We start from the raw sequence: 21,402 nt of genomic DNA on the forward strand, positions 1-21,402 counted from the left end.
AATAGACATTGGATGGTTGTTAGGCATCGGTGTTGTCGTTAACAATGACCCTGTTTCTACCGGTGTCTTTTGCGCTATACAGCATGCGATCAGCCGTTTGAAGTAAACTCGATTGTGTTTGGCCTGGTTGATATTCCGTCAGTCCAATACTACAGGTCAATGAAATATCGTGTCCGTCTTGCTGACAAAATGAATGTTGCTCAACGTCCAGCCTAATACGTTCAGCGAGGCTTTTTGCCTCATTCATGTCCGTCTCTGGAAGAATTAATAGAAACTCTTCGCCCCCATAACGTCCAAGGTGGTCACTGTGTCTGGACACGTTGGATATAATTTGAACAGCTTCCGTTAACACAACATCACCCTGTTGATGCCCATATTGATCATTGACGTATTTGAAGTGATCTAAATCAACCATTAATAGACTTAATGGACGTTTGTAGCGGGTCGCGCGATCAATTTCATCCGTCAAGCAGGACATCAAGCCCCCTCGATTTAACACGCCTGTTAATGCATCTGTGCGCGCTAACTCTTCTAGTTCTTTGGTTCGTGCTTCAACTCGTTGTTCTAATAATTGATTGGCTTCAAGTAACTCTTTTTTAGCCAGTAATAATTGCTCATTTTTAACTTTAAAGTCTTTAATACTGGGAAAAGCAATGACTTTGGGAAGTAAATATACAATCATCACCGTGGTGGTAATAGAGACGATACCAGTGATGAGTTTTGCCATACCACTGATGTAGTAATACCCATGCCAGATATTAATCAGGTTAATGAGGTGAGTAACGCCGCAGAGAAAAATAAAAGCGGCAAACATGACAAAAATCCAGTTGAAAGCAAAATCATTTCTTTTTTTGACAAGCTGGATAAGGGCGATAGGGATGAGAAAGTAGGCCATCACCGTTAGTGCATCACCCACCACATGAAGAAAAAGTAAGTCACTCTGCCATTTGTAACAATGACCGTGGGGCATAAAACTGCCATCAAATAGCTCATTGATGATATTCATACGCCCCCCAACAACGATGAAGAAGATAAACCTACACTCGTCTTCTATATAGATTATGAATCATTAATAGCATAGTGCTACCAGTGCTTACAATTATTCATATTGATAGAGTGGAAGGAATGGATATGGCTAACGGGATTGTAGCTCTTGCTGACGCATGGGGATTCTATCTATCTCGCCAAAGAGCTCATCGAGTATTAACTGGGTCTCTGTGGCCTTAATACCACCATCTTTACCGATTAATAAAACCGCACTACTATGACTTTGTAATGTTTGACGGATCTCATCAGCGGCACTATCACTGAGCTTGCCGTTAAAATTACTTATCACGTCCTTGTCGTTAACAATAAACCACGCAATATCACGATCAACGATGTCAGCATCGAGTCGGTCAAGTTCATCCTGATAGTGTTGGATTTGCTGATCAGCCTCTATCAGAATAAGCCGGTTTTTCCATTTTAAGTCTGAGAGTGATTCAAGGTTTTGCATCGGTTCTGCCCAGGATAGTGGACTCAATAGCATCAATAAAACCAGTACTTGACGAGTCATGTCTCAAGCTCCATTGTTGATAAACATAGTTGGATGAGCTTACGAAAGACGCTGTTAAGAACAAGTCAATATTGACCGGATTTTATGCTTCAGACGACAAGCAGAGTGCTAATACCCAGTCGCGAAGTTTGATTAACTCAGCCTCGCTGAGGCCTTTGTGTGCTTTTTGTAATAAGCGAGTGAGCTGAACTTGATCGACTTTGGGTAGATGATTTATTCGTTCAGTAAGGTTGGTTTCAGGTAGTTCTGCAATTGAACGATCGGCATGTGTGCGTCGTAAGATCATTTCCAGAAAATCAACAGCACGTCCCAGCACGACAAAAATAAACGTCAGTTCTTTCATTGGACCCGCTTTTAATGTTTCACCCGCTATGGGAATGCCATTAATTTTGAGGTTTTCTGGTGCGGCGGTAGCGAAGAGTGATGCGGCGCCAGATACCAAGCCGCCGAAGAAGGCACCGGTCATCAGTGAGGTGCCACCCATGCCGACATCCACCACCACACCGGCAGCTGCACCGGCAGAAGCCGATAAGCCCACGATCTTTTGTCTGTCTAAGCCATAAATATACCAATGACTGGTATCAAACAGGTCGGGATAATCAGCGTTGAGTTCCTGTACCTGCATCTTCATTTCAGGGTGAGCAAACAGGGATTGCAGCTGGCGTTGCATACTGGCTTCAATATGACGCAGCGAGCTTTGATAGTCGTGTTTGAGCTTGTCCTTGAGACGTGACTTAACAAAGTCTGCAGGCACTTTGATTTCACTGATATGGCCAAGCATGCGTTGAATATGCTCTGCAACAACAAAAGCACCTTGTTGCTCTAGTGATTCGAAATACTGTTTCAGCAATTCAATGGTGTCTTCAATAGAAGGACGCCAGGGCTCATATAATTCAGCAAAGGCAGACAGGATGGTGAATTGTTTTTGGTGATCCGCTGTCATGGGGTTGAACACGCGAACAACACTAAAATATTGGCTTAACGCATCTTGCCACTCTTGCACATAAGCTTCACCACCTATCGGGTTAATCAGAGCCATACGAGGCTGCCCGGTCCATTGCAAAATGGTCATTTCTGCTTCAAATTCGGGACTGTAGGGAATAGAGCCATCCACAACATAGATAATGCCAGCACCACTCAGAATAGGCTGTAATAGCTCAACTTCATCATGAAATTTATGACTGCCTATAACTGCCTGCTCATCTACAAAGGCTTGAATCGTGTTTCTACGCTCGGCAGCATTGGGGGCATGTTGCTGACACCAGGACAGGACTTGCCGTGGTCGTTGAAAACCCGGAGTATCAACCAGCGTGTACTGGGTCACCCCCTCTATATTCAAATCAAAGGTTTGCGACGACGTCGTGGTACCTGAAATTTCAGAGATCTTCACGGCATCCTGGCGTGTCAACGTGGCGACAATGCTTGACTTGCCTTTATTGGGATGTCCGACGACGGCAAAGACGGGATGTGACGTTGATTCAGCCATTGTCATGCCCCTCTTTTAAACTGACAGCATGTCGTTGGGCAAAAAAGTGCCATGATTTCTGCTGCTGTTGGTAACGTGAGTCATCCGTATTGATAGGGTATAACACTAAGCTGACAGAAGAATTATGTTGCTGTAACAACTCAATACTATCGGCCAGTTCACCTGTTGGTGTCTGCATCGGATCAATCATGATCCAGACAGGCTTATCAAAATGACTGGCATCAGACATCAGCCACTTTTCATCTTTTAACCAGTCATCTGTGCCCAGATTTTTTGCTATGGGAAAAGACAAATCAGCCTGCTGCCAGCTAAGCAAGACAGTATTGGATGAGGGTAATTGCACTGACGTATTTTCGCTAGTCAGGTTCTCAGACTGAATAGGATTGCGACTCATCTGATGTTGTTGAGCAACAATAAATTGTTCTACATCACTACTATGTTGGATGTTGTGACGTAATTGCTGGATAAATTGATGACGGAGTAACAGTGCTAAGAGCAGACGAGGCAAAACTCCGTAAACCACAATAGACATCACCAAGGTCACCCACCAGTTATTGTTGGCCGTGACAGCTATATTAGCTGTCTGAACACTAAACCGTGTCTGCTGGATTAATTCAGCCATTGGTGCCTCAAATAACCACTGCCAGGGCCAACTGATCATATTCATCAGCTGAGTCATGGTGGCATTATCAGTGATGAAAGTGGATGACCAGCCAAATTGATAATCCTGAAATGTCGCCAATAGAAAAAAGACAGTAGCGCTGAGGCAGAAAACAAAATAGCCGCTGATTGTACTTGCCAAAAAAGCCAGGGTAATAACAGATTTTTATACGGAATAAAGGGTTGCAACTGCAGTTTATTGATGAGCCAATGCATCACGGGGTGATGATGTAAATGTTGTTTAGACGGTGATAAAAAAGACAAATAAAAGCTGCTCAGGCTGAGCAGCAGTGGTAAAAATGCAAACAGAGCGAGCGGAACCCAGATATTTATGAATGTGTGTTCTCGTACATTTAATACGCCTACCATGGCTGTAAATCCAATAATCATCGCGATAACGCTGAAAAGTCGTAAAATTCCTGTAGCGGGAGTTGTCAGAGAGGCCTGTTGCTGCCAGGCATGGAGATAATCAGTAGCTGATTGCGCCGTTGTATTTTTAGAGGATGTTAATTGGATATTCTGTTGCGAGACAAATAAACGAAAATCCAGCCAGCGGAATAAGGCCCGTGTGGCACCGTCTTTAAAGAAAAAATGCTCGATAGCGTGAGTTGCATGTTTAGAGGCCATAAGAGCTAGTATACAAAATACCCTTAACTCAAGCTGAAATGAATTGCTAACGATAATGCAAATACTGCTTCCAAGCTTATCTAGACTGTAATACGTTAATAGCGACAGGTTTCAAGCAAGTATTATTCGGCTATCGACAGGCTGTAAGCCCTATTTTTAGTCGTTGGTCATACTGCGAAAACAGTGACCTAAGCTGGTTGAACAGGCCTCAAGCACAGCGCGGCCGATAAGCTCACCCAGCGTAGTGTGTTTGCCACAATAATGGTGCTGAGGTTCTGCATCAGGGCAAAATACAGCATGACTATCGGTGCCTGTACCACTGGCAGGGAGACCGGAAACCGGGCTGATAATATCCGTATCGCGAATGGCCGTGACTTTACTCTCAGTCAGTAATATCAAGGCTTCTGCCAGTGCTGAATCGGACAGTGCTTGATTAATGTGTAAGCAGATATTGATGGTACCTGGCTCAGTCTTATCATCGGCTTTATCACCCACTCGTCTGACGTTACTGAGCCCACTCGTTACCCAGCATTCAACCGTTAAGTCACCGCGTTTCTCAATATGCTGCCCTAACGACTTCATGGAAGCCGCTGTCATCATGCCGACAGTGGGAGAGGGTAGAGCGAGTTCTTCTGCTTTATTTAATAGCGTTTGCTCTGGCGCCAGACAGGGGAGTGGAGAGTGTTTCTCCACACGCATATTAAGTAAAGCATTGGCCTTTTGCAGTCCTCCGTGTAACACCGCAGAACTGAGAACTTTGCAGGGTGTCGTGGGTAATAGAATCAGGTAGTCTGGATGCAGAACCTGTCGGACTGAGGACATACGGTTATTTATTGGCGATTTTGGGTGATATCACCTCTTCCAGTTTCAAGCCAGTAAGATCATGAATCGTGCGCCATAAATAATAAAAAATACCAATCATCATCAGCATAGAGGGAATCGCGATCACTGGATAACTGTATAAAGTCAGTAAACCGAGTTGTTCATTAAACTCTTCACTGCCAGTTGGGCTGGTGACCAGCCATTTCACCAGCAGGAAATTCATGATGGCTGAAAATAAAAAGGTACCAGCTAATAAATAGGTGGCATTGAGTAAGCGTTTTTCAAACAAGGCTGTGCTGTTGTGCTCTTCAAGACGATCTTTAATCTTGTCTACGTCCATCATCTCACGGTTGTACAACAGCGCTCTGATAAGTGGGTAACGGGTGAATGTTGAGCCAAGCACGGCAAGACCGATAATCGCAGGAATGGCTGCTTCTTTGATCGCTAACCATTTCGTATCGAGCTCAAATAAACCGATGCCACCAGTGAGTAAGACACTCACTAAACCGAGTAAGGCAATAAAGTTGAATTTACGGTATTTAATCAGCTCAAAAATACCCCAGCCAAGTGGAAAAGACAGCGCCGCGACTAATGCACCACTGGCACCTAAGTCTTCTGGACCACTCATCTTCATTAAAATAATGGATGGCAATACGATACTGACCATCAGGTCTACGAACGGACGTGGCTTATGCGTGGGGGTACTATTCATCATTGTGTTTTTGTTTGGCTCTATATAAATGAGTCAGTGATTATATAGGATGTAGATGATTGATGGGATTACCTTTTTGTTTTGTTATCAAAGTCAGCATAAGGTTATGACTGATCGTCCTGACTATCCAAATATAACCAGACCATACGATCGACAAACCAGGCTTTGAACACCATCATCCAGATATTGCTGGCCAGCAGTAGCCAAATATTTAAACTGTAAAAGCCATAAATCAGAAAGGGTAAGCCGATGACAGACAGCGTCTGTAGCACAACACAAAATCGCTGATGATGAACAGGAATGGGGACATGTTGACGATTTAGATACAACCTTTCTCCAAAGGTCGCCATGGAGGCCCAGTTATCGGTAGAGGATGGTGGAGGGAAGAGTCGTGGGTTGAGCCAAATCCAGACAAGAGCCAAAACAACAGGTATGAACGAATAAATCCCTATCCACTCGCGTGAATAAAAAGCCAGAGAGAGTAAGGGCAAAGTTGTAAAGCGTGAATACACACTCCAGGGATTGGCATGGCGCTGCCAACTCTCCTCATCCATCGACATCAGCTTTTCAGTCCACTTGATGATATCCATTTCAATGCCTTATTTTTATAGCCAGTACTAGAGCTTAATCTCAGTTTAAATTTTCAGTTTGTTCGCTGCAAAGACTGGGTAATACTGCCATAGCCATATCAATCTGGTATGTATCTTTGTGGTGTTCTTTTAGAAAAAGTTGTTGAACACGATAGGCTTCACGTTCAATTTCTATGCGTGTTTTACAATCAAGCTCTTCGCTGTTTATTTTGCCGTTTTTATGCTGCAGAAAATGCACCATTTCATGCACTATGAAACTACGGGCTCCATCATCAGTTTTGATGTCCATACGGTTATCAAAAAAATCGTTTCCGTGTTTTTGTCGTAATAGGCCACTGCGGTACAGTAACTGGATTTACACAATGTAGTGGCGAGTGTTTGATGACTGACTGCTTTTATATCAGGCAGATAATTCGGGTCTTCGTAGCCTGTTAAGGTAAGTGCCCAGACAAATAAACTTTGAATTAAAAAATCCACATCACATCCTCCCTGACTAGATAAGCTCAAACAACTGTTTCATGGCCTGGTCATGATTCATGTCTTGTTGTCGAAGATTGCTGTAGTTTGCAGTGAGTTCGCCAAATACATACTTACCATTCACACTAGGTAAATAGTGAGAAAAATCAATCAGCAATCTATCTTGGTCGGCATCAATGCCTTTGTCTTGTAACTGTCGTGTGACTTGTACTAATCGATTGCTGACAACGCGTTTATCCTCATGAACATGTGCCAGGACCTCATCAAGTAATTTCTGGTAATACATCACATCACGTTCAGGATCATGATTGGGTTTTTGCCGATATAAAGATATTAACCAGACTTCAGGTGGCGTGGGATCGGCAACTGACAGCATTTCTTTGGGTTTCTCCTCTGGTATCCCGGCCCGCAAATGATCTGGCACAGGTGTTACCGCTGTGAACTCGGCTTCATCTTGACCAAAATCGATTTGCGAGAACTCATCGTCACCACAACTCGCCAATGTCAGGACTGAGACGCAAGCCATGATGTAATTCATGCATTGTTTTTTCATAGTAGACCCTCCCTTGTTCAGGTTTGGCCGTTATCTGTGAAATTTTTGTAGATAAAAAATGCTGCTGTTAATGCCAACGCTGAAATGCACTTTAATCACGTCACATTGTGCGGCTAGCTCTTTATTGAGAGGACTATTTCATGACGTAATTAATGTCATACTCATGGGAGTTGTTGGGGGGTAGAACGGCTTTGTTGCGCTTTATTGGGTCAACCAGGCTTGGAGTGTAGGAATGTCTGCAGTTGGATAGCTAGGAGCTCACAAAGCATCAAACGGAGCCATCTTTAGCCTCACGCCGTTGGCCATCCGTTTGATGTGTTAGGACTTTATTGAGCACAGCCTGTATTCATACTGCTGATAGCGTTGCTGTTAATACGTACATCTATAAAAATCGCTTTAATGCCTACTAATAAAGAAATGTTTGAACATTTACTACAAGCGCATTGGCATAACGACATATTGACGCTCAAATTTTTCATCAGCAGGTGTAACTAGGGCACTGCTGGTCTCGTCAGTGAAAAGCAGTTTCACTTGGTTATCCGGAATCGCGTTCAGTAAGTCCAGCAGATAGGCATTATTAAAGGCGATTTCTAATGGGGCACCTTTGTAATCGACGCTGATTTCTTCTTCTGCGGATTCTTGTTCCTGGTTAGTGACTGTGGCTTTTAATTGATCTGTCTCTAAATTGATACGCACGCTGCGATGTTTATCATTAGACAAAATAGCTGCGCGAGATAAGGCTTGTTTCAATTCATCACGATCAGCCAGGACTTCTTTATCGCCACCTAAAGGCAAAACGCGTTCGTAGTTCGGGAACTGGCCATCAATGAGTTTAGATGTGAAGTGAATATCCGGTAATTCCACTTTGATTTGCTGATTACTGAAGGCAACTTTAACCGTATCATCACTGTCATTAAGCAAGCGGCCAAGTTCAATAATCGCTTTACGTGGCACAATCACGCTGTTTTTCTCACTGACGGGTGTGGATGTCGTCAGGCTGCCCAGCGCCAGACGGTGACCATCGGTCGCAACAGCACGTAATGTAGTGTCATCACGCTCCAGCAGTAATCCATTCAAGTAATAACGAACATCCTGACTGGCCATGGCAAAGCTGGTTTCGTCGAGTAAGGATTTCAGTGCCGATTGTGGCAGTGAAATTTCGTCCATGTAATTGGCGCCTTCACTATCCGGAAAGTCATCACTGGACAATGTGGCTAATGAAAAGCGGCTTTTCCCTGCTTTCACCACTGCTTTACCTTCGCTGGCATTAACACTGATGGTGGCGTTACCAGGTAGGGCTCTGACAATGTCCAGCAGTTTACGGGCTGAGACGGTGGTTTTGCCTTCTTCTTCAACGGCGACCGGCAGAGTAGCAATCATTTCCAGTTCCATATCGGTGCTGGTCATGGATAGCTGGTCACCTTGAACACGTAATAAGACGTTAGACAGGATCGGAAGCGTAGCGCGTCGTTCAACAATACTGCACACCAGTTGCAGCGGTCGCACTAAAGTATCTTGGCTGACAGTAAATTGCATGATGATTCTCTCGGGTTAACTCGACAGTGTTCGTAAAAGGTTACGGTAGTCTTCAGCCACACGGGGATCCGACTCTTTCAGTTCAGCAACTTTCCGGCATGCATGCAGGACAGTCGTATGGTCACGTCCACCAAATGATTCACCAATTTCTGGCAGGCTGTGACTGGTTAATTCTTTGGCTAAAGCCATGGCAATTTGCCTTGGGCGAGCGATAGAACGTGTGCGTTTTTTCGCCAGCAATTCAGATACGCGGACTTTGAAATATTCGGCCACTGTTTTCTGGATACTTTCTAGTGTGACCAGCTTTTGGTGCAGGGCCAACAGATCTTTCAATGCTTCCTGTGCCATATCAATTGACATGGGCTGATTGGTGAAGCGAGAAAAAGCCAGAACGCGCTGCAATGCGCCTTCCAGATCACGCACATTCGATTTTATACGTTTAGCAATGAAAAAGGCCACGTCTTCCGGCAGTGTAATCAGGTTTTGTTGCGCTTTCTTGATCAGAATCGCCACACGAGTTTCGAGTTCTGGCGGCTCGATAGCAACAGTTAAGCCCCAACCAAGACGTGATTGTAGACGTTCATCGAGGTTGTCGACTTCTTTCGGGAAACGGTCGCAGGTCAATATGATTTGGCGCTGGCCTTCTAACAAACTATTAAAGGTATAGAAGAACTCTTCCTGAGAGCGCTCTTTTTTTGCAAAGAACTGAATATCATCAATCAATAATGCATCGGCACTGCGATAGTGATTTTTAAACTGATCGATAGCGTTGTTGCGTAGGGCGGTAATCATGTCTTGAACAAAGCGTTCTGATGATAGGTAAATCACCCGTGCTTTTGGATTGTTTTGTTTGATCTTATTACCCACGGCCAGCATGAGGTGAGTTTTACCCAGACCAGTGCCACCATATAAAAAGAGAGGGTTATAACCACTTGTCCCTGGCGCTTCTGCCACATGAAGCGAGGCGGCGCGAGCAATCTGATTGGACTTACCTTCGACATAACTATCAAAAGTAAATAGTGGATTGATTGGACTCCCAAGTGCGGGTTCGGATTTAACAATTTCCGGCTTTTCTTCTTTATCGATGTTTGTTGTTGCGGCAGCAGGTACAACGCGTTTTGGGCGTTGTGGTGCCTGATCGATGGTGCCTACCTCAATGGATACCTGTTCTATAAGGCCTTGAGTTAATTGATGAACCAGCTGATTTATCTGTGTCTCAAGTTGCTCTTGTACCCAGGCTTTAACATACGGATTAGGCGCAAGTAGGCGTAAGTTCTCTTCGGTTTCGATCGCTTGCAGCGGCCTAAGCCAAGTATTCAGCTGCTGTGCCGACAAATCACCTTCGAGATGGGACAGACATTTTTCCCAAAGGGGTGATGACACATTAACTCCTTGATTTATACCGGTTTAAACAAAAAAGAGGTGCGCTGGTTAGCTACGTATGAGAAATAGTATAGCTGGTAACGCAGGACGTCTAAAGTTATCCTTAAGCCAGCTTTTTGGCAAGTAAAATAACCACAGAAATAATAAAGTCACTCTGGTTTGACTTGTTATGCCTTAAAACTTTATAATCCCGTGTCTTTTGCCTCGGCGGTTTTTGCTGCTGTTAGCACCGCAGGCAGCAAAACAATCAATATTTCTGGAGTTGGTGAAATGAAAAGAACTTTTCAGCCTAGCAATCTGAAGCGCAAACGTACTCACGGTTTCCGCGCACGTATGAAAACAGTTGGTGGTCGTCGCGTTATTAACGCACGTCGTGCAAAAGGTCGCGCAAGACTGTCAGCATAATCTTCTCTGACATCCTTCAGGGAGGGCATGACTTGGCAACATTTGGCCGAGCCATGAAAATGAATCGCCCGGGAGATTTTTCTCGGGTGTTCCGTCAAGGAAAACGCACTGGTGGTGGGGGCCTGACGGTTTTAACGGTTGAGAACTCAGTGGGGCATCCCCGACTGGGACTAGCGATAGCTAAAAAACACGTGAAATTAGCCAATCAACGCAACCGCTTAAAGCGGATTATTCGCGAATCTTTTCGACAGAATCAATCCGTCTTATCAAATATCGATATTGTTGTGCTGTCACGCCCCGGTGTGACAGAACGAGATAGCACTCAAATATGGGCAGCATTGGAGCGACATTGGTTAACAGTGGTGGCGCAATGGCAAAAATCCTAATCATCCTCGTCCGAGGTTATAGACTTTTACTGAGCCCTTTCACTGGCATGCATTGCCGTTTTCATCCAACCTGCTCACAATACATGATAGATGCAATCGAACGTCATGGTGCCATCAAAGGAACCTGGCTTGGTTTGCGTCGACTATCCCGCTGTCACCCTTGGCATGAGGGTGGACTTGATCCTGTACCTGAACTAAAAACAAAGAAACATAATGGATAATCTCAGAACCCTATTTATTTTTGGTCTGCTCATCGTGTCGTTATTGTTATGGCAGGCGTGGCAAACTGATTACGTCAGCCCACAGCAAACCGTGGAAAATACAACATCGAATCAAGCAGCTGACCCAGCCGCTGTTACCAATGATGCTGAGTTACCGGATATGCCATCCGTCTCTGCAGAAGCGTTACCCGATGTGCCTGACGCTGCACAATCAGTTGCTTCTAAACAAATGGTGAATGTGAAAACAGATGTCATGGATATCGACATCAGCACACAAGGCGGTGATATTCAAAACTTAGCTTTACTTAAATACGCTGTCAGTTCTGAACAGCCGGATACCCCGGTTCAATTTCTGAGTGATAAAAGTGATGCGTATTTCGTGGCTCAATCAGGTCTACGTTCTAATGACGATGCGCCGACACATTACGCAATCTATCGATCTGAGCAACAGAGCTACCAGTTGAAAGAGGGTCAGGACGAGCTTAGCGTACCTTTCTACTGGCAAGCGGATAATGGTTTAACAGTTATTAAAACCTATACATTTAAACGCGATAGTTATGTGGTAAACGTTGACTACAAAGTGGTCAATAACACATCAGAGGCTTTCTCAGCCTATCCTTATGCCCAATTTAACCGCAATAACGTCACTAACGGTTCCCACTTTATCTATACCTACACAGGCCCTGTATTTTCAAACACAGGTAATGAGTACGAAAAAGTAAAATTTGATGATTTAGATGACAAGCCTTTTAACCAGAAAGCGACAGATGGCTGGGCGGCAATGATTGAGCATTATTTTGTGGCGGCGATTGTGCCTGAACAAAATACGGAAGAGAAAGGTTATTACGCTCGTTCAATCAATGGTACCAACTACACTGCTGGTGTCAGAATGCCTGCAATATCTGTTGCGTCTGGTAGTGAAGCGCAGGCCGATTATGAAATGTACCTGGGCCCTAAAAAGGCAGATCGTCTTGAAGCTGTAGCCAAGAACCTACAGTTAACGGTTGATTACGGCATCTTTACCATTATTTCTGAACCATTATTTTGGGTCATGGAGTGGTTACATAAACTGACGGGTAATTGGGGCTGGTCAATTGTACTGCTGACAGTATTAATTAAGTTAGTGTTCTTCAAGTTGTCAGCAGCCAGTTATCGTTCCATGGCCGCTATGCGTAAGTTGACGCCTAAGTTGGCAACACTGAAAGAACGTTACGGCGATGATAAACAGAAATTTAATCAGGCGATGATGGATCTATATCGTACTGAGAAAATTAACCCATTGGGTGGTTGTTTGCCGATTCTAGTGCAAATGCCAGTGTTCTTGTCTTTCTACTGGGTGTTGGTTGAAAGTATTGAGTTACGCCAAGCCGACTTTATCCTGTGGATTAATGACTTAACAGCGATGGATCCCTATTTCATCTTGCCAGTGTTGTTTGGTATTTCTATGTGGATTCAACAAAGCCTGAACCCTGCACCTCAAGATCCTGCACAAGCGATGATGATGAAGTTCTTCCCGCTGGTGTTCACGGTCTTCTTTGCGTTCTTCCCATCTGGTCTGGTGTTGTACTGGGTTGTGAATAACGTGCTGTCGATTGCACAACAGTGGTATATCACTCGTAAGATGGACGCACTCTAAGCGACGCTGATGGATACGATTGTTGCAGTAGCCACCGCGCCTGGGCGTGGTGGCGTCGGTGTCGTTAGAATCTCAGGCAAGCAAAGTGCTGAGATCGTGAGTGCAATTTGCGGCAAATTACCGACTCCTCGTTATGCGACCTTTACACACTTTCGCAGTGCCGAAAATGAAGTGATTGATGAAGGTATTGCCCTTTATTTTCCAGGTCCGGCTTCATTTACAGGTGAGGATGTAGTCGAACTGCAAGGACATGGCAGCCCACTTGTGATGGATAAACTCTGTCAGCGAGCCGTTGAGCTGGGTGCCAGAATGGCCAGACCGGGTGAATTTTCAGAGCGGGCTTTTCTGAATAATAAAATGGACTTGGCCCAGGCTGAAGCAGTCGCGGATTTAATTGAGAGCTCAACAGAGCAGGCTGCCAAAAGTGCAATGCGTTCACTGCAAGGTGATTTTTCTAATCGCATTAATGATTTTCTGCAAGAACTGACACACCTCAGAATGTACGTTGAAGTATCGATTGATTTCAGCGATGAGGAAATTGATTTCCTAGCAGAAGCGCAAGTCGACAGGCAACTTCAGGATTTATTAAAAACACTGGAAGGCATCACGGGCTCTGCCAAACAAGGCCGATTATTGCGTGAAGGTATCAGCGTCGTGCTGGCGGGTCAGCCTAACGCGGGTAAATCCAGCTTGCATAATCAATTAGCGGGTCATGATGCTGCCATTGTCACAGATGTCGCTGGCACCACCCGTGATGTACTGCGTGAGCAAATTCATCTTGGTGGCTTGCCATTACGTATCTCTGATACGGCCGGTTTGCATGATGCAACAAATGATATCGTTGAGCTTGAGGGCATTCGTCGTACCCAAAATGAACTGGCTCAGGCCGATCATATTCTATTACTGATCGATGATAGCCAAGGGCTGACTGAACAGGATAGAAAAATCCTGGCTGAGTTACCGGCGAATAAACCACTCACCATTATCCGTAATAAGATTGATAAAAGTGGTCACCTGACGCAATTGACAGAAGAAGAGGGGTATCCTACGTTGTATCTCTCGGCGAAGTCGGGCGATGGACTTGAGTTATTACAACAACATCTTTATCAAGCCGTCGGGTTTCACCCAGAAGAAGAAGGTGTCTTTATTGCCAGACGCCGCCATCTTGATGCACTGGCACGCGCCAGACAGTCTATCGTCAATGGTTATGACTGCCTCTCAGGGATGGGCGCTGGTGAGCTGTTAGCAGAAGAGTTACGTCTTGCACAAAATGCACTGGGTGAAATTACTGGTACCTTCACCACAGAAGACTTGCTGGATCATATTTTCTCCAGTTTTTGTATTGGCAAATAAGACTGTCAGAATTTGTCTTTATGCATCTGTAGCGGCTGCAAGCTATTCAGTAAGAAGTCGATAAATAGTCGTATTCTGGCTGGTTGATGCTGATTTTTTAGGGTAATGATATTGATGGGGGCACTGATAACGGCTTGCTCTGGTAAGACCTGAATTAATTTGCCTGCCATTAGATCTTCTGCCACATCCCAGTATGATTTCAGCACGATACCCATGCCTTGTAATGCCATGACATGTGCGGCCTCACCGTCATTACTGCTTATCGCTTGCTGGATATGTAAGGTGTGGCTTGGGAAAGCCCAGTTAATTTCAGTATGACGACTAATAATAATGCAGTGATGTTGGTAGAGTTCGTCCAAGGTCTGAGGCGTACCGTTTTGAGCAAGATAGTCTGGTGACGCGCATAAAATACGATCATTATTCAACAGTCGACGTGCGACTAGTCTGGAATCTGGCAGCTCACCATAACGGATAGCTACATCAATACCTTCTGAAATCATCTCCTCAATGCTGTCACTTAACAGCAATTGGATGGTGATATTAGGATGCAGTTGTCTGAACTCAGCAATCAGTTTGACCAAATGACGTCGACCAAAACTGTTGGGAGAGGTAATGGTTAATGTGCCAGATATCTGTTCCGACTTTTGCAGAATGGCTTCTTCGGCCTGTTCTAATTCCGACACAATCCGTTGTGCATAAACATAAAGCGTTTGTCCTTCATCACTGACTGATAACCGTCGCGTACTGCGATGAATCAGTTGTACACCCAGATACTGCTCAAGCTTACTCAGTCGCTTACTGGCGGCAGCGAGCGAGATGCCTAAGGCTTGGGCGGCGGCTGTCAGGCTACCGAGTGTGACCACTTTCTCAAATACTCTTAATCCAAGCAGATCATCAATACGTTTCATTGTTAACTAATCAGAAATAGTGAATTTACATTATATCTATTTAATCAATATTGTCGCTCACCTAAAATGGACACAAATAACTCATAAGGAGAGCATGATGAAAATCGATTTCAACGGTAAAAAAGCATTAGTCACAGCCTCAACGGCAGGCATAGGCTTTGCCATTGCATCTGGCTTAGCCGAGTCTGGAGCAGAGGTCGTTATCAATGGCCGTAGTGATGAGAGTGTAGAGAAGGCGATAGCGCGTATCAAACAACAACTGCCCGAAGCCAAACTTATTCCTGCTGCGGCTGATTTATCCACTGCGACTGGCTGTCAACAACTTGTCAATGTTGTGCCGGAAGTCGATATTCTAGTCAATAATGCGGGTATCTTCGGTCCAGCGGACTTCTTTGAGACAGATGATGAAACCTGGGATACGTATTGGGCAACCAATGTGATGTCCGGCATGCGATTGTCACGATCCTATCTGCCAGCAATGCAGAAAAAACAATGGGGACGTGTTGTGTTTATTTCGTCAGAGTCTGCTCGCAATATTCCTGATGACATGATCCATTATGGAGTATCAAAGACGGCTCAGTTATCACTGTCTCGTGGTCTTGCCAAACGTGTAGCAGGAAGTGGCGTGACAGTGAATAGTGTGCTGCCTGGACCGACTCTTTCTGACGGCTTTAAAGCGATGATAGCTGATGAAGTAGAAAAAACAGGCCAGTCATATGAACAAGTCGGTCAATCATTTGTTATGGAAGCCAGACCGAGCTCAGTCATACAGCGACCTGCTTCGGTAGAAGAAGTGGCCAATATGGTGGTGTATGTCTGCTCTGAGCAAGCATCGGCGACCAGTGGTGCTGCCCTCAGAGTCGATGGTGGTGTCGTAGACGATATTGTGTAACTGACAGTCATGGCATGCAGTTAGGGCCCATTCTAATCAACAGACGAATAGCGATTGCATTATTAGTGGCGTCGGCGTTTTTTATGGAAACGTTAGACGCCACGATAATCGCTACCGCTTTGCCGGCGATCGCTAAGGATTTTGATATTGCAGCAGCCCATTTATCTGTGGGGGTATCGGCTTATCTTGTGGCATTAACTATTTTTATGCCGCTAAGTGGTTGGGCGGCTGATCGTTTTGGTGCCCGACGAGTATTTTCTTTTGCTGTACTGATGTTTATCACATCTTCTGTGTTATGCGCATTGAGTACAGACTTATTGAGTTTTACGGCGGCGAGGGTATTGCAGGGGTTCGGTGGGGCCATGATGGTGCCGGTTGGTCGCTTAGTTGTTTTGCGAGATACGCCAAAAAGCGAGATAGTCAAAGCGGTGGCGATTCTGACCTGGCCGGCCCTATTTGGTCCTGTGTTGGGCCCGTTTTTAGGAGGATGGATTGCCACACATTGGAGTTGGCAATGGATTTTTCTGATTAATATTCCGATTGGATTATTGATCTTAGTTATTACGCATTTTTTGATTCAACCCCAATCAACGCCTGTTAGGCAAAAAGAACCTTTTGATGTCCGTGGTTTTTTCATGACTGGGAGCGGTTTCGGACTATTTATGGCCGGTGTGGAATGTCTCAGTGCTGGCAGAATCGGTATGGCCTATAGCCTGAGTTTCATTACTGTTGGCATTATCTTGCTGGCTTTATCTGTTAAGCATTTGCTGGGTAGTCAGTATCCTTTATTCAGCTTGAGCCCTCTAACGATAAAAACGTTCAGAATAACGGCTGTGGGAGGCTCGTTTTTCCGTATTGCTGTCGCCTCAGTGCCTTTCTTATTACCTCTGATGTTTCAATTGGGTTTTGGTATGTCGCCCGTCGATGCGGGGACACTGTTGTTATGGTTATTTGTTGGTAACCTCTGCATGAAACCAGCCACCACCTGGATAATGAATACCTTTGGTTTCCGTCGAGTCTTGCTCGTCAATGGACTGATGGTGTCAGTCGGCTTCGCCGCGATGGCCATGTTTACTGTCAATACACCTCACTGGTTAATCGTATTGGTGTTATTTATCAGTGGTCTTAACCGATCCATGCATTTCACTGCACTCAATACTATTGGTTTTGCTGATGTAGGTGAGCAGCAAATGCGTGATGCCAGCACGTTGTTTTCTGTGCTGCAACAAATGAGCAGAGGTATCGGTATTGCTTTTGCTGCTCTGGTCTTGGTTTTTTCGATGTGGTTATTACATGGAACCACGCTGGTGGAAACAGGGGCTGAGGATTTCCAGTTAGCTTTCTGGATCATTGCTGTGTTGGCATTAATTTCAATTGCCGATACCTTGAGTTTGTCAAGAGAGGCTGGGGCTTCTATTCTGAAATCTAAAACAGTTTCATGAGCTGAGTTATACCGTTGATAGATTGATTGTTCTTAAAGTTTGACAGCGGTCTGCTTCTCACATAACTTCGAAAGCATTTATCACTTCTCACAGGTTAGATATACATGGAATTTCTTTCACACTGGGTATCGGTTTTCTCAGGCTGGGTCTGGGGGCCGCCCATGCTGATATTGCTGGTTGGAACCGGTTTATATTTAACCGTCATTTTAAGAGGCTTACAGTTCCGAAAATTAGGTCATGCCCTGAAGCTTGTCTTTCACAAAGAAGATAAAGCTGATGGGGATATCAGTCATTTTGCTGCCTTAACTACTGCTCTCGCCGCTACGGTGGGTATCGGCAATATTGTTGGCGTGGCGACAGCGATTTCTTTAGGTGGGCCCGGTGCCGTGTTTTGGATGTGGGTGACAGGACTTGTGGGGATGGCGACCAAATATGCCGAAGCCATGCTGGCCGTGAAATATCGTGAAGAAGGTGAAAACGGTATGCGTGGTGGGCCGATGTACTACATTTCAAAAGGTGTGGGCTTGCCATGGCTTGGCAGCTTGTTTGCGGTTTTCACCATCGGTGCTGCGTTTGGTATCGGCAATATGACCCAGGCAAATTCAGCGGCTGCTGCTGTAGAGCAAGTGTTTGGCGTGGAGACCAGCACAACCGGATTTGTGCTGATGGTGTTAACCGGTTTGGTATTAATCGGCGGAATTCGTTCAATTGGGCGCTTCACCTCAATGCTAGTACCTTTTATGATTGTGGCCTACTTGGGCGCTGCTTTTACGGTTATCGGGATCAATATTGACGAAGTGCCAGCGGCCTTTCATTTAATTTTCTGGCATGCATTTAATCCGATTGCGGCTGGCGGTGGTTTTGCCGGTGCTGCTGTCGCGGCGGCGATTCGTTATGGTGTGGCACGTGGTGTGTTTTCGAATGAATCGGGCTTGGGTTCAGCCCCCATTGCTGCGGCGGCAGCCCGGACGAATGATCCGGTGAAACAGGCATTGGTTTCTATGACTCAGACCTTTATTGATACTCTAGTGGTGTGTACTGCAACAGCGCTGGTAATCTTAACCGCCACAGCCTGGCAGGATGGGGTGAAAGCTAATATCTTAACCAGTGTCAGCTTTGCTGAAACATTAGGTATGACGGGCACGTATATCGTCGCGATAGCCACGGCTCTATTTGCCTTCTCCACTTTAATTGGCTGGAGCTATTACGGTGAAAAAGCACTGGAATATTTACTGGGTGAGAAAGCCATTATCGTCTTTCGTGTCGTGTTTGTGGCTGCAGTCATTGTTGGCGCTACCCGGGAGTTGAAGTTTGTCTGGGACTTTTCCGATTTGATGAATGGTTTAATGGCCATTCCAAACCTTATCGGGATTTTATTGCTGTCGAAAGTCGTGAAAGAAGAAAGTCAGCGTTATTTCAATACTAAGTGAGCCATCGTCATAAGAATGGTCATAAATTTATCTGTTTTACATTAAGGAGAGCACAATGAGTCGTCATTTTGACAATGCTGAAGGGGTAAGCGAGACACACGATCCCGCCACCCATGATTTTGTATTTAATCAAACCATGTTCCGCATCAAAGACCCGAAACGCACTCTGGCGTTTTACACTGAAGTGATGGGGATGACCTTAGTGAAACGATTTGATTTTCCAGAGATGAAGTTTACCTTGTACTTTATGGCGGCATTATCACCTGAACAAGTGAAAGCGATTTCAACGGATAACGATGAGCGTATCAAACAAACATTTGCCATGCCTGCCATGTTAGAGCTAACACATAACTGGGGTGATGAAGATAACGACGAGGTTAGCTATCACAATGGCAATAGTGATCCGCGTGGGTTTGGCCATATCGGTTTTGCTGTGCCAGATATTGATGCGTCATGTGAGCGATTTGAATCCTTCGGTGTGCCGTTTGTGAAGAAACCGAATGATGGCAAGATGAAAGGCATTGCCTTTATTCAAGATCCAGATGGTTACTGGATTGAGATTTTCACACCTGAACGTCAGCCAGAATTACTAAAAGATCACTTAGGCTAAGCGCATGTATTAAAAAAGGGGCATTGAGCCCCTTTTTTATTTGAAATGGTCTAGTCTAGCTTTTGGGTCCAAGTAAGAACCATATTAATAGACCTAGCACAGGGAATAACAACAGGATAAGAATCCATAAGATTTTTGCACCACCGCCAGCAGGACTATTGGCTACCTGGATAATGGCCCAGATAACAATGATTAACCAAATCAGACCTAATATGCCACCTACTTGTAAGTCCATTCTTTTCTCCTTGCTTGATGAAATATAGCTAGCTTAAATTAAGCTGCTGACGGACACAAAATTAATTCTGTGAAGGGGCGGCTGTGGGTGTCTCTTCATACAAACCACCACCCAAAGCTTTATAGAGTGTTAATTGATTACGAAGCCTCAGCAGACGCGTATCAATTTGATTTAATTCACTGTTAATAGAGCTCCGTTGTGCATCCAATACATCCAGATAGCTATCTATACCAGCGTTAAAGCGATATCGCGCTAATTCTAAACTGCGTTTGGTGGAAGCAGTGAGATCGTTCTGCGCATCCAACTGAGCATCTAGGGTATAACGGGCTTCCATTTCGTCACGGACTTCTTTGAAGGCTTCTTGAATCACTTGTTGGTATTGGGCGATATTAATATCTTTTTGTAATTCGGCCACATTCAGGTTGGCCTGATTCACACCCCAGTCAAGTAAAGGCAGGGTGAACTGTGGTGCGATTGCCCATTGACGACTTGATGCTTCGCCTAGTTGACCAAAGCTCGTTCCCCCAAACCCAAGGGAGGTGGTGAGACTGATACGTGGGAAAAATGCTGCTCTGGCTGCACCAATATCAGCATTAGCCGATTTGATGATGGATTCAGCCTGCATCACATCAGGACGTGATAACAAGACATCAGAAGTCAGGTTGGCAGGAATATCTCGCAGTGTCTTTATTTCATACCAGTCTTTTTTCCACTCATCTTTGTCTAAAGTTTGTCCTACCAGAAGTTGTAAATTGGTGAAGTTCTGATTGGCTTGTTGCTTATATTGGGCTTCCAGAACTCTTGCTTCATGTAACGCTGTTTCAGCTTGTCTGACATCGAGCTCAGAAGCTAATCCACTATTGAAACGTTTTTCGATCAGTTGATAACTTTCAGCACGTGCTTCACGGGTTTCAGATGATAATTGCTGTTGAGCATCACTTGCTAACCAACTAAACCAGGCATCAGCCACTTGCGCAATCAGGGTTAATTGCATGCTGTCACGGGCGGATTTAGATGCCAGAAACTGTTGTAAAGCTGATTCTGACAGGCTATCGATTCGGCCAAAGAAATCGAGCTCCCAGGCAGATATACCCAGTCCAACACTATAGGTATCCGTAATGCCACTACGACCTATGCCACTTAATGATTCTGGCGTACGCTGACGTGTCACTGAGCCTTCTGCATTGACCGTGGGTAATTTTGCCGCTTTCTGAATACGAAATTGCTCACGTAATTGTTCAACTGTGAGTGATGAGACTCTCAGATTTTGATTATTTGCCAGGGCTTTGCTGATTAACTGCTCCAGTTTTGGATCAAGATAAAAATCGCGCCAGCCAAGCTCTGCAACATTAAGCGTGCTTTCCTTTTGTTGATTGGCGATAGCAATCGTTGGCTCAGGCCTTTGATAATCTGGCATGAGTGAACAAGCCGATATCGTTAATATTGTCGAAATCGCTATCGATAATTTAAGAGGTTTCATCAT

At 44.9% G+C, this 21,402-nt stretch carries 25 protein-coding genes; 9 read left to right on the forward strand and 16 right to left on the reverse strand.

What is annotated here, in order from left to right:
* Nucleotides 1-19: 19 nt before the first annotated feature.
* The 13 genes from QUE24_RS08490 to dnaA form a co-directional block, all read right to left on the reverse strand.
* On the reverse strand, nucleotides 20-1,006 hold the full coding sequence (locus QUE24_RS08490; RefSeq protein ID WP_286303429.1) for a GGDEF domain-containing protein: 987 nt from the start codon (nucleotides 1,004-1,006) through the stop codon (nucleotides 20-22).
* Between the two features lie 129 nt (nucleotides 1,007-1,135).
* Nucleotides 1,136-1,555, reverse strand: coding sequence for a DUF4174 domain-containing protein (locus QUE24_RS08495; protein ID WP_286303430.1), 420 nt, complete (start codon nucleotides 1,553-1,555; stop codon nucleotides 1,136-1,138).
* An 82-nt stretch (nucleotides 1,556-1,637) separates the two neighbouring features.
* On the reverse strand, nucleotides 1,638-3,041 hold the full coding sequence (locus tag QUE24_RS08500) for a DUF3482 domain-containing protein (RefSeq protein WP_286303431.1): 1,404 nt from the start codon (nucleotides 3,039-3,041) through the stop codon (nucleotides 1,638-1,640).
* Nucleotides 3,034-3,783 carry a DUF2868 domain-containing protein gene (locus tag QUE24_RS08505; RefSeq protein ID WP_286303432.1) on the reverse strand — a complete coding sequence of 250 codons (750 nt, stop codon included), beginning with the start codon at nucleotides 3,781-3,783 and terminating at the stop codon, nucleotides 3,034-3,036. Before QUE24_RS08505 ends, QUE24_RS08500 begins: the two co-directional genes overlap by 8 nt.
* Nucleotides 3,717-4,328: a hypothetical protein gene (locus QUE24_RS08510; RefSeq protein ID WP_286303433.1), complete on the reverse strand. Its 612-nt coding sequence runs from the start codon at nucleotides 4,326-4,328 to the stop codon at nucleotides 3,717-3,719. Before QUE24_RS08510 ends, QUE24_RS08505 begins: the two co-directional genes overlap by 67 nt.
* Before the next feature lie 156 nt (nucleotides 4,329-4,484).
* Nucleotides 4,485-5,150, reverse strand: coding sequence for an adenosylcobinamide amidohydrolase (locus QUE24_RS08515; RefSeq protein ID WP_286303434.1), 666 nt, complete (start codon nucleotides 5,148-5,150; stop codon nucleotides 4,485-4,487).
* Between the two features lie 4 nt (nucleotides 5,151-5,154).
* Complete coding sequence (locus QUE24_RS08520; protein ID WP_286303435.1) at nucleotides 5,155-5,865, reverse strand: VC0807 family protein; 711 nt, start codon at nucleotides 5,863-5,865, stop codon at nucleotides 5,155-5,157.
* Between the two features lie 101 nt (nucleotides 5,866-5,966).
* Nucleotides 5,967-6,452 carry a DUF6653 family protein gene (locus QUE24_RS08525; protein WP_286303436.1) on the reverse strand — a complete coding sequence of 162 codons (486 nt, stop codon included), beginning with the start codon at nucleotides 6,450-6,452 and terminating at the stop codon, nucleotides 5,967-5,969.
* Nucleotides 6,453-6,492: 40 nt separating this feature from the next.
* A complete protein-coding gene (locus QUE24_RS08530) occupies nucleotides 6,493-6,741 on the reverse strand; it encodes a hypothetical protein (protein WP_286303437.1) in 249 nt (82 codons plus the stop codon).
* Nucleotides 6,702-6,929, reverse strand: coding sequence for a hypothetical protein (locus QUE24_RS08535; protein WP_286303438.1), 228 nt, complete (start codon nucleotides 6,927-6,929; stop codon nucleotides 6,702-6,704). Before QUE24_RS08535 ends, QUE24_RS08530 begins: the two co-directional genes overlap by 40 nt.
* Before the next feature lie 16 nt (nucleotides 6,930-6,945).
* The gene (locus QUE24_RS08540) at nucleotides 6,946-7,482 is read right to left on the reverse strand and encodes a hypothetical protein (RefSeq protein ID WP_286303439.1); all 537 of its coding nucleotides are present in this window, start codon (nucleotides 7,480-7,482) and stop codon (nucleotides 6,946-6,948) included.
* Nucleotides 7,483-7,914: 432 nt separating this feature from the next.
* A complete protein-coding gene (dnaN, locus tag QUE24_RS08545; RefSeq protein ID WP_286303440.1) occupies nucleotides 7,915-9,018 on the reverse strand; it encodes a DNA polymerase III subunit beta in 1,104 nt (367 codons plus the stop codon).
* 15 nt (nucleotides 9,019-9,033) lie between these two features.
* Entirely contained in the window at nucleotides 9,034-10,401 is a 1,368-nt protein-coding gene (gene dnaA / locus QUE24_RS08550) for a chromosomal replication initiator protein DnaA (RefSeq protein WP_286303441.1), read from the reverse strand.
* A gap of 270 nt (nucleotides 10,402-10,671) precedes the next feature.
* Between dnaA and rpmH the strand changes: the two genes are divergently transcribed.
* Genes rpmH through mnmE form a run of 5 tightly spaced genes read left to right on the forward strand, consistent with a single transcriptional unit; the run spans nucleotide 10,672 to nucleotide 14,402 of the window.
* Nucleotides 10,672-10,806 (forward strand): 50S ribosomal protein L34, encoded by a 135-nt coding sequence (gene rpmH, locus QUE24_RS08555; protein ID WP_286303442.1) that lies wholly within the window; start codon nucleotides 10,672-10,674, stop codon nucleotides 10,804-10,806.
* Between the two features lie 32 nt (nucleotides 10,807-10,838).
* Entirely contained in the window at nucleotides 10,839-11,192 is a 354-nt protein-coding gene (rnpA, locus tag QUE24_RS08560) for a ribonuclease P protein component (protein WP_286303443.1), read from the forward strand.
* On the forward strand, nucleotides 11,177-11,413 hold the full coding sequence (gene yidD / locus QUE24_RS08565; protein WP_286303444.1) for a membrane protein insertion efficiency factor YidD: 237 nt from the start codon (nucleotides 11,177-11,179) through the stop codon (nucleotides 11,411-11,413). The genes rnpA and yidD overlap by 16 nt, the downstream gene beginning before the upstream one ends.
* Entirely contained in the window at nucleotides 11,406-13,049 is a 1,644-nt protein-coding gene (gene yidC, locus QUE24_RS08570) for a membrane protein insertase YidC (protein ID WP_286303445.1), read from the forward strand. The genes yidD and yidC overlap by 8 nt, the downstream gene beginning before the upstream one ends.
* A gap of 9 nt (nucleotides 13,050-13,058) precedes the next feature.
* Nucleotides 13,059-14,402 carry a tRNA uridine-5-carboxymethylaminomethyl(34) synthesis GTPase MnmE gene (gene mnmE / locus QUE24_RS08575; protein ID WP_286303446.1) on the forward strand — a complete coding sequence of 448 codons (1,344 nt, stop codon included), beginning with the start codon at nucleotides 13,059-13,061 and terminating at the stop codon, nucleotides 14,400-14,402.
* A 5-nt stretch (nucleotides 14,403-14,407) separates the two neighbouring features.
* Here mnmE and QUE24_RS08580 read toward each other — a convergent pair whose 3' ends face one another.
* Nucleotides 14,408-15,310: a LysR family transcriptional regulator gene (locus QUE24_RS08580; protein ID WP_286303447.1), complete on the reverse strand. Its 903-nt coding sequence runs from the start codon at nucleotides 15,308-15,310 to the stop codon at nucleotides 14,408-14,410.
* Nucleotides 15,311-15,404: 94 nt separating this feature from the next.
* Here QUE24_RS08580 and QUE24_RS08585 point away from each other — a divergent pair, with 94 nt between their 5' ends.
* From QUE24_RS08585 to gloA, 4 genes are all read left to right on the forward strand, one after another.
* Nucleotides 15,405-16,202 (forward strand): SDR family NAD(P)-dependent oxidoreductase, encoded by a 798-nt coding sequence (locus tag QUE24_RS08585; RefSeq protein WP_343749775.1) that lies wholly within the window; start codon nucleotides 15,405-15,407, stop codon nucleotides 16,200-16,202.
* A gap of 14 nt (nucleotides 16,203-16,216) precedes the next feature.
* Nucleotides 16,217-17,644 (forward strand): MFS transporter, encoded by a 1,428-nt coding sequence (locus tag QUE24_RS08590; RefSeq protein ID WP_286303448.1) that lies wholly within the window; start codon nucleotides 16,217-16,219, stop codon nucleotides 17,642-17,644.
* Nucleotides 17,645-17,748: 104 nt separating this feature from the next.
* Nucleotides 17,749-19,074 (forward strand): alanine/glycine:cation symporter family protein, encoded by a 1,326-nt coding sequence (locus tag QUE24_RS08595; RefSeq protein WP_286303449.1) that lies wholly within the window; start codon nucleotides 17,749-17,751, stop codon nucleotides 19,072-19,074.
* Nucleotides 19,075-19,129: 55 nt separating this feature from the next.
* Nucleotides 19,130-19,684, forward strand: a complete 555-nt coding sequence (gene gloA / locus QUE24_RS08600) for a lactoylglutathione lyase (protein WP_286303450.1) — start codon at nucleotides 19,130-19,132, stop codon at nucleotides 19,682-19,684.
* 55 nt (nucleotides 19,685-19,739) lie between these two features.
* Here gloA and QUE24_RS08605 read toward each other — a convergent pair whose 3' ends face one another.
* Both QUE24_RS08605 and QUE24_RS08610 read right to left on the reverse strand, forming a co-directional pair.
* A complete protein-coding gene (locus QUE24_RS08605) occupies nucleotides 19,740-19,919 on the reverse strand; it encodes a PLDc N-terminal domain-containing protein (RefSeq protein WP_091712983.1) in 180 nt (59 codons plus the stop codon).
* 61 nt (nucleotides 19,920-19,980) lie between these two features.
* Nucleotides 19,981-21,402 carry an efflux transporter outer membrane subunit gene (locus QUE24_RS08610; RefSeq protein WP_286303451.1) on the reverse strand — a complete coding sequence of 474 codons (1,422 nt, stop codon included), beginning with the start codon at nucleotides 21,400-21,402 and terminating at the stop codon, nucleotides 19,981-19,983.

Origin of the sequence: Methylophaga marina (genome assembly GCF_030296755.1) — a bacterium.
In the GTDB taxonomy this organism is placed as follows: Bacteria; Pseudomonadota; Gammaproteobacteria; order Nitrosococcales; family Methylophagaceae; genus Methylophaga; species Methylophaga marina.